The 11,982-nt window shown below is 71.2% G+C and carries 10 protein-coding genes; 5 read left to right on the top strand and 5 right to left on the bottom strand.

The window, feature by feature from the left end; all coding sequences use genetic code 11:
* Window positions 1–142: 142 nt before the first annotated feature.
* Complete coding sequence (locus NON19_RS11390) at window positions 143–1,714, bottom strand: glycerol-3-phosphate dehydrogenase/oxidase (RefSeq protein ID WP_255926943.1); 1,572 nt, start codon at window positions 1,712–1,714, stop codon at window positions 143–145.
* Entirely contained in the window at window positions 1,711–2,310 is a 600-nt protein-coding gene (locus NON19_RS11385; RefSeq protein WP_255926941.1) for a TetR/AcrR family transcriptional regulator, read from the bottom strand. The genes NON19_RS11390 and NON19_RS11385 overlap by 4 nt, the downstream gene beginning before the upstream one ends.
* Before the next feature lie 98 nt (window positions 2,311–2,408).
* On the opposite strand from NON19_RS11385, the gene NON19_RS11380 reads away from it, so the two are divergent.
* The 4 genes from NON19_RS11380 to NON19_RS11365 all read left to right on the top strand — a co-directional run bounded on the left by NON19_RS11380 (window position 2,409) and on the right by NON19_RS11365 (window position 7,393).
* Window positions 2,409–4,007, top strand: a complete 1,599-nt coding sequence (locus tag NON19_RS11380) for an FAD-binding oxidoreductase (protein ID WP_255926940.1) — start codon at window positions 2,409–2,411, stop codon at window positions 4,005–4,007.
* A gap of 32 nt (window positions 4,008–4,039) precedes the next feature.
* The gene (locus tag NON19_RS11375; protein ID WP_255926939.1) at window positions 4,040–4,921 is read left to right on the top strand and encodes a diacylglycerol/lipid kinase family protein; all 882 of its coding nucleotides are present in this window, start codon (window positions 4,040–4,042) and stop codon (window positions 4,919–4,921) included.
* A gap of 434 nt (window positions 4,922–5,355) precedes the next feature.
* Complete coding sequence (locus NON19_RS11370) at window positions 5,356–6,276, top strand: ABC transporter substrate-binding protein (RefSeq protein WP_255926938.1); 921 nt, start codon at window positions 5,356–5,358, stop codon at window positions 6,274–6,276.
* Window positions 6,277–6,337: 61 nt separating this feature from the next.
* Window positions 6,338–7,393: a LacI family DNA-binding transcriptional regulator gene (locus tag NON19_RS11365; protein WP_255926937.1), complete on the top strand. Its 1,056-nt coding sequence runs from the start codon at window positions 6,338–6,340 to the stop codon at window positions 7,391–7,393.
* Window positions 7,394–7,536: 143 nt separating this feature from the next.
* Here the strand turns inward: NON19_RS11365 and NON19_RS11360 are convergent, their stop codons facing one another.
* The 3 genes from NON19_RS11360 to NON19_RS11350 form a co-directional block, all read right to left on the bottom strand.
* Window positions 7,537–8,253 (bottom strand): alpha-ketoglutarate-dependent dioxygenase AlkB family protein, encoded by a 717-nt coding sequence (locus NON19_RS11360; RefSeq protein WP_255926936.1) that lies wholly within the window; start codon window positions 8,251–8,253, stop codon window positions 7,537–7,539.
* A 333-nt stretch (window positions 8,254–8,586) separates the two neighbouring features.
* The gene (locus NON19_RS11355; RefSeq protein ID WP_255926935.1) at window positions 8,587–9,957 is read right to left on the bottom strand and encodes an FAD-binding oxidoreductase; all 1,371 of its coding nucleotides are present in this window, start codon (window positions 9,955–9,957) and stop codon (window positions 8,587–8,589) included.
* Between the two features lie 298 nt (window positions 9,958–10,255).
* Entirely contained in the window at window positions 10,256–11,221 is a 966-nt protein-coding gene (locus NON19_RS11350; RefSeq protein ID WP_255926934.1) for an antibiotic biosynthesis monooxygenase, read from the bottom strand.
* Between the two features lie 108 nt (window positions 11,222–11,329).
* Between NON19_RS11350 and NON19_RS11345 the strand changes: the two genes are divergently transcribed.
* Window positions 11,330–11,932: a nucleoside deaminase gene (locus tag NON19_RS11345; protein WP_255926933.1), complete on the top strand. Its 603-nt coding sequence runs from the start codon at window positions 11,330–11,332 to the stop codon at window positions 11,930–11,932.
* Window positions 11,933–11,982: the final 50 nt, after the last annotated feature.

Below are 11,982 nucleotides of genomic sequence, written 5' to 3'. Positions count from 1 at the left end.
ACGGGCCCAATGCGCCAGGTAGTGAACCAGAGAACGCTGGGACAGGCCGCGATGCTTCAACGAGACCAGAGTGCTTCCCGTGCACCGTTGCGCACTCCTGCCCGGAATGCTCCACTCCGCAAAGACAGCGGCTGACCGGCCATCACCGCCCGGCGGGCTCCGCGGCAGCCGAGGCCAGCGCCTCGCGTGCCGCGTCGAGCGCGGCGGCGCGGTCGGTGGGCACCAGGCCGATCCGGGTGCGCCGGTCCAGCAGGTCGGACTCGTCGAGCGCTCCTTCGTGCCGTACCGCCCAAAGGAGTTCGGCCCGGGTGACCGCGACCCCGTCGGCCACCGGCTCGCGCAGTCGCGGTTCGCGCTCGCCGAGGGCGTGGATCGCGGCGGCCTCGGTGCCGTAGCGGGCGATGAGTCGGCGCGGCGCGGACACGGCGGCCAGTGACGCGGGCGAGGCCGCGCCGACCAGCGGCAGCCGGGCGGTACGGCACGGGGCGGCGGCCACACCGCGGGCGGCCAGCGCGGCGTCCACCGCGTCCTGGGCCATCCGCCGGTACGTGGTGAGCTTGCCGCCGACGATGGTCACGACACCGTCACCGGAGGTCAGTACGGCGTGTCGGCGTGAGATGTCGGAGGTGCGGCCGGTGGACCGGTCGTCGTCCGGCGCGTCGTCCAACAGCGGGCGCAGCCCGGCGAACGCGCCCACCACGTCGCCTCGGTGGACGGGTGTGTCCAGCACGGCGCCGAGGATGTCGAGCAGGAAGCCGATGTCGGACTCCGGCACTTCGGGCACGTCCGGCAGCGGGCCGTCGACCGGCTCGTCGGTCAGTCCCACGTACACCCGGCCGTCCCCTTGCGGCAGGGCCAGTACGAAGCGGTTCAGCTCACCGGGGACGGGGATGTGCAGCCCGGTGGTCAGTCCTGCCAGGCTCTTGGCGCGCAGGACCAGGTGGGTGCCGCGCGAGGGGCGCAGTTTGATGTCGCCGACCAGCTCACCGGCCCACACGCCGGTGGCGTTGATGACCGCGCGGGCCTTGATCCGCGTTTCCTGGCCGGTGAGTTCGTCGCGCACCAGGGCACCGGAGCCGGTGACGGACAGCGCGCGGGTCCTGGTCAGGATGCGGGCGCCGTGACCGGCCGCGGTGCGGGCGATGGCGGTCACCAGCCGTGCGTCGTCGGTGAGTTGGCCGTCCCAGGACAGCAGTCCGCCGCGCAGCCCCCGCGGGCGCAGACCGGGCGCCGCCCGTAGCGTCTCCACCGCCGAGAGCCGCCGGGGCCCGGGCAGCGTCCCCCGCGCGGTACCGGCCGAGACGCGCAGCAGGTCACCGGCGTGCAGCCCGGCCTGTGCGAGGGCGGCGTTGCGGCGCGGGGTGAGCTGGGTCAACGGCATGACGAACGGCTGGGCACGCACCAGATGAGGGGCGGTGCGCTCCATCAACACCCCGCGCTCCACGGCGCTTTCGTGCGCCACGCCTATCTGCCCGCTGGCCAGGTAGCGCAGCCCGCCGTGGACCAGCTTGGAGCTCCAGCGCGAGGTGCCGAACGCCAGGTCGTGCGCGTCGATCGCGGCCACCGACAGACCGCGGGAGGCGGCGTCCAGCGCGGCGCCGGCACCGGTGGCGCCGAGCCCGATGACCAGCACGTCAACCGTCGTTCCTTCGGCCAACTCGGTCAGTTCGCGGGCACGGCGGCGGGCGGTGAGGACGAAACCAGGACGGTTCACGGGGCGAGGGTCCTTTCCAGGATGTGTCGCAGCTCGTCGTGGAACGCGGCGTCACCGAGTTCCGGGTCGCGGTCGGCCGTCATGGTCTGCATCGACAGCGCGAAGGACTGCATCACCAGCAGCAGCGCCCTGGCCTGCCGCACCGGATGGTCCACGCGAATCGAACCGTCCTGGTGGCCCTGCCGCAGGGCGTCCTCGATGAACTCCAGCAGGGCGTCCTGGCTGGCTCCGCGCCGGTCGAACAGGTACGGCAGCAGCAGTTCGGGGTCCACGTCGAGGATCTTGCGCAGCAGCGGATGGTCGCGGAACGCGCGCAGTCCGGCGACCAGTCCGTTCACCAACTGGTGCCGTCTGGGGCGGGAGTCGTCGCTGTCCGGCATCGCGCCGAGGGCGACGGTCACCCACTCGCGCGTCATCACATCGCCGACCAGGGTCCGCACATCGGGCCAGCGGCGGTAGATCGTCATGCGGGACACCCCGGCCCTGCGCGCGACATCGGTCAGCGTCGTCCGGCGCACCCCAACCGCCAGGACGCATTCCCGTGCCGCGTCGAGGACGGTTTCGTCGTCCCGACGGTTGTGACGGATAGGCTTCATCTGTCACAGTGTAACGACGGACGGGTTCGCGGCAACCCGCGACCCGTACCGCGGGTCCGGCACAACCGCATGACGAAGCGGGTGATCAGGTGGGTTCGGTGGACATGCTGTGGAGCGGCTGGGGCGATCCGGCCAAGGCCGCGCCGCTGCCCGAGAAGGTCGTCGGTCTCCTGCGCGATCTGCTCGGGGTACGGACGACCGACACACCGCCCGCGACGCTTTCGGCCGTCAAGCCCCAACCCAGCCGACTGGCCGAACAGGTTCGCGCCGCCCTGGCGGAGGTGGTCGGCGAGGCGCACATACATGACGACGACGAGAGCCGGATCCGCCACACCCGCGGCAAGTCGACGCCCGACCTGCTGCGGATCCGCGCCGGCGCGGTCAGTGACGCACCCGACGCGGTGGTGCTGCCCGCCGACCACGACGAGGTACTGGCCGTACTGCGCGCCTGCGCCCGACACCGCGTCGCCGTCGTCCCGTTCGGCGGCGGCACCTGCGTCGTCGGCGGACTCAGCCCCCGCGCCCATGACGGCTTCGTCGCCCTGGACCTGCGGCGGATGAACCAGTTGCTCTCCCTCGACGAGGTATCCCGCACCGCCACCCTCCAACCGGGCCTGCGCGGCCCGCGGGTCGAGGCGCTGCTGGCCGAACGGGGCTACACCCTGGGCCACTTCCCGCAGTCCTTCGAGTGGGCGACGATCGGGGGCTTCGCGGCGGCCCGCTCAAGCGGCCAGGCGTCCGCCGGATACGGTCGCTTTGACGACATGGTGATGAAGCTCCAAGTCGCCACCCCCCAGGGCACGTTGGAACTCGGCCAGGCGCCCCGCTCCGCCGCCGGGCCGGACCTGCGTCAGTTGGTACTGGGCTGCGAGGGCGCGTTCGGCGTGATCACCGCCGTGACCGTACGCGTTCGGCCGAAGCCCGAGACCAAGGTCTACGAGGGCTGGCGGTTCGCCTCCTTCGCGGCGGGCCAGGCGGCGTTGCGCACCCTCGCCCAGGACGGGCCGCTGCCGACCGTGCTACGGCTGTCGGACGAGGCGGAGACGCTCATCGGCCTGGCCGACCCCGGGGCGATCGGCGCCGGTCTGGATTCCGCCGCCGGCTGCCTGGCCGTCGCGGGCTACGAGGGCACCCCCGCCGAGACCGCCGCGCGCAGGAAGCGCGCCCACGCCGTACTGCGGGACGCCGGGGGCGAGTTCCTCGGCGAGGAGCCCGGCGACAAGTGGGCGCACGGCAGGTTCTCCGCGCCCTATCTGCGCGACGCGCTGCTGGACGCCGGGGCGTTCGCCGAGACGCTGGAGACGGCGGCCTTCTGGTCCGATGTTCCCGCGCTCTACGAGGCGGTACGCGACGCGCTCACCCAGACGCTGACCGGCGCGGGCACTCCGCCGCTGGTGATGTGCCACGTCTCGCACGTCTACCCCGCGGGCGCGTCGCTGTACTTCACCGTCGTCTCCGCCCAGGGCGAGGACCCGGTGGCGCACTGGGCGCCCGCCAAGCAGGCGGCCAACGACGCGATCCTGGCGGCGGGCGGCACCATCAGCCACCACCACGGCGTCGGCACCGACCACCGCGACTGGTACGCCCAGGAGATCGGCCCCTTGGGCGTGGCGGTACTGCACGCGGTCAAGAACGAGCTCGACCCGGTCGGCATCCTCAACCCCGGGGTCCTGCTGCCTCCCCCGCCGTCCGCGTAACGTCCGTCCGCCCTGCCCAACGGAGTGCCGTCATGCGACAGTTCACCGCCGTCGTCAATCCCACCGCGGGCGGAGCGCAGGGCGCGGCCGCCCTCATCCCGCTCGCCAAGCTGCTTCGCGACGCCGGGGCCACGCTTGAGGTCGAATACAGCCGCGGCCTCGACCACGCACGGACGTTGGCCCGCCAGGCCGCCGAGCGGGGACGCGTCGTGCTCGGCGTCGGCGGTGACGGCATGGCGGGCTGCGTCGCGGGCGCCCTCGCCGGGACCGACGCCGTCGTCGGCATCGTCCCGGCCGGACGCGGCAACGACTTCGCCCGCGCGCTCCACCTGCCCACCGAGACCACGGCGCTCGCCGAGCTGCTGCTGCACGGCACACCGCGGAAGATCGACGCGATCGAGGTCGAATCCGCCGTCCACCAACGCCTGGCCGTGCTCGGCAGCGTCTACGCGGGAGTTGACGCGGTGGCCAACCGCCACGCCAACGCCTCCCGGCTGCTGCGCGGCGCCGCCTCGTACTACGTCGGCGGGCTGCGCGCCATCGTGACCTGGCGCACGGCCCACTACCGCATCACCGTCGACGGCACGGTCCACGAACGCCGGGGGTACACCGTCGTCGCCGCCAACTCCGGCTTCTACGGCTTCAATCGGCGCATCGCCCCGAACGCGGCGGTGGACGATGGTCTGCTCGACGTGGTCGTCATCCAAGCCGCTCCGCGCCCCTTGTTCTTCGCCGTCATGAACGAGCTCAAGGACGGCAGGCACATCCACCGCCCGCAAGTGGAAGTGCTGCGCGGCCGCGAGATACGCATCGAGGCGGACCGCCCCCTCCCCTACGGCGCGGACGGCGAGGTCGAGGCCACCTTGCCGGTCACCGCCCGAGTGCTGCCGGGGGCGCTCACCGTACTGGCCTGACCTCATGCGTCGCCCGACAGGCCGTCGTCCACGGCGGCATCCTCCGGGGTGAGCGTGACCCCGCACACGGCGGCCCGCGGGCCCGGCGGTACGGCGAAGTCCTCGGCGGACCGCCGCGAGTTGACGCACGCCTGGACGAGTTGGGGGGGGCGCCGAGGCCAGTGGCAGCGGTACGTCGGTCGGTGGCAGCGGTACCTCCAACGGGCGTCCGGTGCCGATCAAGCCAACGGCTGGTGCGTCGCTCACTGTCACTCCCGTTGTCATCGCCTCCTGTGGGCCGTCGCATCCACCGACCGCAATCGATTGCGGTCGGCACCGGCACCGTCTGAGATCACTGCCTTGTCAAAGAAGGGCCGAACTCCCCACAATCGATTGCCCTCAGCGGAGTGCACCCTTGGACCGGCCCCTGCCCTCATCGCGCGTCAGGAGCACGCATGCCCAACCGCCCTCTCAGCGTCGGAGTCTTCAGCCCGTCCGTGCTGCTGCGCGTCGCGCGCTCGGTCGGCCTGCTCCAGGAGCACGGCGTCGACGTCACCGAGGTCGAGGTCGAGTCCGCACCCGACCAGTTCCGCGACCTGCTCAACGGCACCCTGGACGCCGCCTTCACCAGCCCGGACAACGTCATCGCCTATCGCTTCACGCCGGACAACCCGCTCGGCCGCACCGGCGACGCCCGCATCATGGCGGCCCTCGACCGGGGTCTCGGCCTCGGCGTGTACGCGCGGCCCGGGGTGACCGCCGCCGCCCAACTGCGCGGCACCACCGTGGGGGTGGACGCTCCCGGCTCCGGCTATGCCTTCGGGCTGTACGCGGTACTGGAGTCGCTGGGCCTGCGCCCTCCCGGCTCCGGGCGGCCCGATTACGCGGTTCGGCCGCTTGGCGGCACGCCCCGGCGGCTGGCCGCGCTGCTCGACGGGCAGTGCACGGCGACGGTGCTCGGCGCGGGTGCCGAACTGCGGGCGCAGGATGCCGGAGCGGTGCGGTTGGCCGGGCTCGTGGAGGTGTGCGGCCGCTATCTCGGCACCGTGCTGACGGCCGTCGGGGCGCACGGCGTGCGGGCGGCCAGACCGCTGGCCGAGGCCCTGGGCACCACCGCGCGCCTGATCGTCCGCGGCGAACTGGACGCCGCGGTGCTACGCGAGTCCCGCGCCGCCCTCGGCCTGACCGCCGAACAAGCCGCCCGGCACGCGGCACGGTTACGCGATCCCGACGAAGGTCTGGTGCCTGACGGCACCGTCGACCGCCGCGCCCTGCGTACCGTGCTCGCCCTGCGCATGCGGCACTGCCCACGCGACCGCTCGCTGGCCACCGCCCTGGAGCCGGAGCGCGGCCTGCTGGAGCCACGGTCGCGGTGAGGCTACGCGTTCCCGCCGTACGACTCCGGCCCGAGACGCGACCGAAGACCAAGGAGCACCTTTGACGCCTGAGGAGCACGGCCCCCCGAAGGCGACACCCCGGCCCCACCGCCTGCGTGATGTGGCACGGGCCGCCGGTGTGCACCCGGCCACCGCCTCGCGTGCGCTGAACCCCGCGACCCGTGTCCAGGTCAACGCCGACACCGCGCGCCGCGTCCTGCAGGTGGCCCAGGAACTGGGCTATCGGCCCAACCCCGTGGCCCGCGCCCTGAAGACGGCGCGTTCGCACACCGTGGGCCTGGTCATTCCCGACCTGACGAACCCGTTCTTCCCGCCCATCGTGCGCGGCATCGAAAGCGAACTCGAACCGGCCGGTTACCACGCCTGGATCGTCGACACGCGCAACGATCCGAAGCGCGAGCTGGCCCACGTGGAGTCCCTGCGCGAGCGGCAGGCGGAGGGCCTGATCATCGCCACCGCCCGCCGCCACCACCCGTACCTGTCGGCGCTGCACGCCCAGGGCGTACCAATGGTGTTGGTGAACCGGCGAGTTGAGGACCTCGCCGTGCCCTGTGTCACCCCCGACGACGCCTCGGGCGTCACCCAGGCCGTGCACCACCTCGCCGGGCTCGGGCACACCCGTATCGCCCACATCGGCGGCCCGGCCACCACCTCCACCGGCGCCACCCGCACCCGCGCGTTCCGGCACGCCGTACGCGACCTCTCCCTGGCCGACGACCCCGCCCTGATCACCGAGGCGGCGCAGTGGAGCGAGCAGGCGGGAGCAGCGGCGATGCGCCGACTCCTCGACCACCGCGCCCAGTTCACCGCCGTGGTAGCGGGCAACGATCTACTGGCGCTCGGCTGTTATGACGTCTTCGCCGAACGCGGCATCGACTGCCCGGGCCAGGTCAGCGTCGTCGGCTTCAACGACATGCCGTTCCTCGCCCGCCTCCGCCCTGCGCTGACCACTGTGCGCGTACCACACCACGCCGTGGGCGCGGAGGCCGCGCGCATGCTGCTGGACAGCATGGCCGACCCGGGCAGGACCGCCCGCTCTCTGCTGCTGCCGGTGACACTGGTGGTACGCGAATCCACGGCACCGCCAGGCGGTTGATCTGCTCGCCCACCAACAGGTAGGCGGACAGGCCGTCTTGTGGCTGGCGTTGACCGCCGCGTACCGCGGCGGCCATGAACTAACTTGGCGGCACTTGGACGGGCAGGCGGCACCTGGACGGGCTCAAGTCCGCTGTGTGAGCGTCAGTTGCGGGCGGTACCGACATGCCTGGTCGCGCGGTCCGTGAGGCCCGTCTCGCGAAGTGTGACGCTCACCCGACCGCGCCGGATGCCCAGTTCTGGCGGTGCGGTGCCGGGGATCGTACGCACCACCCCGTGAAAGGCGAGGCGTGACGGCCCGCCGAACACGAACAGGTCCCCGCTGTGCAGGACCACATCCTGCCAAGGCCGACCGCGGCCACCGGGATGCCCGAACCGGAAGACACACCTGTCGCCCAGGCTGAGCGAGACCACCGGTGCCGCGTTGTCCTCCTCCCGGTCCTGATGCATGCCCAGCCGGTCGTCGTCATCGTAGAAGTTGATGATCGCGGCGTCGGGGGCGTACTGCTGCCACCTCCGGCACACCCGTGCGTCCAGCCGGGCGGCGTCGCCGACCCCCGTGCGGGCCCACTCGGCCAGCCAGTCGGGCAGCGGCTTCACCGGCGCGCCGTCAACGTCGTCGGCGGTGCGGGAGTACCGGTACGGAGCCCAATGCCACCCCAGACACACCGAGCGCATGTGCAGCGGAGTGCCGTCGGGCATCCGCGGGCGGCGCAGGCCCGCGGGCCCGGTCGCCCAGCCCCGGCAGGCCTCCAGCAACTCCCGCTGGGCGTCTGGGCCCAACCAGCCCGGCACCAGCACGGCGCCCGGTGCCACCACGACGGGCGGCCGCCCGAACAGGGCTCCTTCCTCCACGTTCACGCTTGTGCTCCCGAAGCCGACACCCGAACCGCCCGCCGCTCGATACCCCTGCGACCGGCGCCCTTTTCCACCCTGCCACCTTCCAGCCCAGGCCCGGCCGCAGGCTGGCGGTCATCGGACGTCCACACCGCCGCGCCGGACGTGACGGGTGCGGAACGCGTTCTCGACGGCCTGCTCGAAGGGCGGTGCCTTCCGGTCCGGAGGGCTTGTCCACGTGTCCCGCGGATGTGCGGTACCGCGTCGAGCAGGGTGAACCGCTCTCGCACTGCGTTCCGCGCATGGTGGAGACGTGCGATCCAACTACCGCTGCGGACACGGGAGTTAGCGGTCCTGTCACGGGGTGAGGTAGGAGTGGAAGAGGCCCTGGGGGTCGAACTCCGTTCGGAGGTGGCACAGGCGTTGCCAGGCGGAGGGAGTGAAGGAGCGCTCGGCTCGGGTGGGGGCGGCGGTCAGGTCGGCCTCGGCGATGTAATGGCCCGTGGCGAGAGGTGCCATGGTCTCGGTGGTCTCGCGCAGCCAGCGGACGTTGGCCTCGTCGTCGTCCGGGTCGGTCCAGATCGCGTAGGGGACCGCGTAGGACTCGCCCAGGGCGGAGAAGGCCATGTCCTGCCACAGTGCCGGGTTCCGGGACGCGGGGGCGACAGGGACCAGGACGAGCGACTTGGCGGAGGGGGCCGTGGCGACGGCCGTGCCGAGTCTCGGCAGCAAGGTGGTGAGGTCCTCGCTGCTCCACATGGTGTCGGCGGCGTAGCGGTGGTTCTCCGGCCAGAGGGTCGTGGATCCCGCGTAGAGGGCGTCCATGGAAGTCGGTTCGTCGGTCTGGTGGGAGAGCGCCCGGTCGGCGAGCGGACACACCCGGACCGGTCCGAGCCAGTCGGCCGCCTCTGTGGTCGAGTCGGCGAAGGCCGTGGCGGTGAGGGTGACCACGGGCTGTCCGGTGCCGGGGTCCGCTGCCGCGAGCACGAAGCTCAGCTCCACGCCCGGTGGGAGCTCGACCGCGGCGTCCATGGCCCAGCGAGCCACCGTCCCGGCCTCGGTCACGGGAAAGACGTAGGCAGTCGTGGTGATCGCGGTGGACAGCGGGTGCAGTGCGAGCCGGAAGGCAGTGACGGCGGCGAAGAAGCCCGGGCCGGCGCCGCGGGCCGCCCAGAACAGATCCGGGTGCTCCACGAGGTCGCAGTGGACCTGTGTACCATCGGCGGTCACCGCCTCGATCCCGCGCACACCGGCGCACGCTGGGCCCCAGCGGCCTGGGTCCCATCCGAGCCCGCCGCTCAGCAGGTACCCGCCGACAGCCACGGAGCCGCAGTGCCCCGAAGAGAAGGCGAGGCCGTACCGGGCGAGCTTCGGGACGAGTTCGCGTCCGATGACGCCGGGCCCCACGGTCGCCGTCCGGGTCTGCGGGTCCACCACGCACTCCCGCAGTCCCGACAGGTCGAGCAGCAGCCCGCCGTCACGCAGCGGCGATCCGCACCAGTTGTGGCCGCCGGACCGCAGTGCCACTCGTAGTCCTCGGGAACGGGCTAGATGGACGGCGGCAAGCACATCGCGCTCCGATGCGGCGCGCACGATCACATCGGGCTGACGGGTGGGTTTGACGCCGTTCCACACCATCGTGGTGCGGATGTGCTCGTAGTCCGCGTCACCTTGTTCGACAACGCGCCCCTCGACGGCGATGCCGCCGTCAAAGCCGTGGCGCTCCATGTCCGCCTCCTCGCCCACCGACCGTTCCCGCCGGTTGCGCCGAGGGGCCGGTGGATGAATTTGGAGATGCGGCTGTACGTGACCATTGTAGTTCGGTCAGTGATCCGCTCGATGTGCGAGAGGTCCCGGCGCCGCGCGATGAAGCCCGCTGTACCGATGAAGTCCTCTGTGCTGCGGAGAGTCGGTGAAGTCGCCGTATCGACAAGTGATGTCAAGAGGTTGGCGCAGCATCAGCGCTCTGTGGCGAGCGGCCACCCTCCGCGTTTCCGGCACGAGTCCTGCCAGCGCGGGATTCCTCTCAGGTGGTCAGAGCGAAGATGAGCAGTAGCACGCCGTAAAAGACCGCCACCAGTGCGGCGCCCGCGACATGGACGCGTGCGGACCGGGCGCGTTCCGGAAGCAGCCAGAAGGCCAGACCACGGTTGACCAGGGGCATCAGGATCCAGGTCAGTATGGCGACGCTACAGATATTGGAGATGAACAGGCCGAGGTATCCGGCCACGCCGAACCGCACGAGTGCCGGGCCGAGCGTCAGGTTCAAGACCATGACCGTCGGATACAGGGCCAGGAGCACCGACATGGCCTGCTTCCAGTTGGGCGGCATCTCCCGCGCCGCCCCCGCGCCAAACCGGAACCAGCCGCCGAACGACGATCCGATCTTGCGCACGTCGTAGCTGACGAAGCAATCGCGGCCCTCGTCCAGCAGCTTGCGCCGGAGGTCGGAGGCCAGCCACTCCTCCAGGTGGGCGCGCGTGTCGAAGCGGAACACCACGACCCATCGGTCCTGCAGGCCACGCACCGGTTTGAACAGCTCCGAGCCCATGAATCCGGGGAACTTCTCCTGAGCTTTCAACATCTTGTCCTGCCACCGCGCGAAGTCCTGCTCCCGGCCGGGCCGCACCTCATGGGAGACAACGGCGGTCACCGCGTCCTGAGCTGGCGCTCCGCCGGTGAGCACCTCCTGCGTGGGGGGACCCTCGAGCAGGGCGTTGCCCTCGTCGAGCAGCCGCTGTCGGGCGTCCGAGCCCAGCCACGCGGTCAGCTGATGGATGTGGGAGAAGCGGAAGACCTCCACCCACTCGTTCTCCTCATCCGAAGCGGGCGGGTACAGCTCGTCGCTCTCGAATCCTTCGAAGGAGCGCGCGACCTGGTTGGTCTTCTCCTGCCAGCGTTTGTAGTCGTCAACCCGGCCCGCGCGTACTCGCTGCGAGATCACGACAGTCGCGCTGTCGCCGCCTGGGCTGCGGCTTGCACGAGCACCCATGCCACGTAGCCTAGTTCAGTAGGGCAAAGCCCAACAAATGGTGCGCGTTCAACAGAAGCGAATTCAATCAGCGGATCCCTCAGCATCCTCGAGCGGAGGTCTACTGCCATGGCACGCAATGCGGCGTTGGCTGAAAAGGCAGCTCTCGGACACCAGGACTTCCTGGCCGAGGCGTGCCGACTGGCCATCGAATCAGTGGAACACGGCTGGGGCGGCCCCTTCGGCGCGGTGATCACCCGTAACGGCGAGATCATCGCACGCGGACAGAACCGGGTGCTACTGACCGGGGATCCCACCGCGCACGCCGAGGTGGAGTGCATCCGCAAGGCGGTCCAGCGGCTGAATCCTGAGGCGCCGTCAATCGCCGAGGAGCACCAGAACGAAAGCACTCTCGCATACGTGCCGCGCCCAGACGGCTCCCCCGACCCGGTTCCGCAGCGGGCCCGCATGCTCCAGGGGTGCTCGATCTACATCAGCGGTGCGCCGTGCCCGATGTGCATGAGCGCCATCTACTGGGCAAGGATCGACGAGGTCTACTTCAGCTCCGACCTGGAGGCGACCCGCGCGATCGGTTTCGACGACGCGTTCCAGTACGAGGACTTCGTAAAACCCCTGGACCAACGGCGGATCCTGGTCCGGCAGATCTACCCTGAGATGGGCGCCGAGGCATACCGCACCTGGGCCCAGAAGCCGAACCAGCATCCGTACTGACCGCGGCATACGGCAGCATTCTTCCGGTCTCTTGCGGGTACGCAAGCACC

Source organism: Streptantibioticus rubrisoli, assembly GCF_024436055.1.
Lineage (GTDB): Bacteria > Actinomycetota > Actinomycetes > Streptomycetales > Streptomycetaceae > Streptantibioticus_A > Streptantibioticus_A rubrisoli.
The sequence above is the reverse complement of the archived record's forward strand: the minus strand, read 5'-3'. Positions and strand labels throughout refer to the sequence as shown.

Excerpts from the sequence above, each read along its gene's own strand:
- NON19_RS11385 (WP_255926941.1), bottom strand. The coding sequence starts at position 2,310 with ATGAAGCCTATCCGTCACAACCGTCGGGACGACGAAACCGTCCTCGAC.
- NON19_RS11370 (WP_255926938.1), top strand. The coding sequence starts at position 5,356 with ATGCCCAACCGCCCTCTCAGCGTCGGAGTCTTCAGCCCGTCCGTGCTG.
- NON19_RS11345 (WP_255926933.1), top strand. The coding sequence starts at position 11,330 with ATGGCACGCAATGCGGCGTTGGCTGAAAAGGCAGCTCTCGGACACCAG.
- NON19_RS11350 (WP_255926934.1), bottom strand. The coding sequence starts at position 11,221 with ATGGGTGCTCGTGCAAGCCGCAGCCCAGGCGGCGACAGCGCGACTGTC.
- NON19_RS11355 (WP_255926935.1), bottom strand. The coding sequence starts at position 9,957 with ATGGAGCGCCACGGCTTTGACGGCGGCATCGCCGTCGAGGGGCGCGTT.
- NON19_RS11375 (WP_255926939.1), top strand. The coding sequence starts at position 4,040 with ATGCGACAGTTCACCGCCGTCGTCAATCCCACCGCGGGCGGAGCGCAG.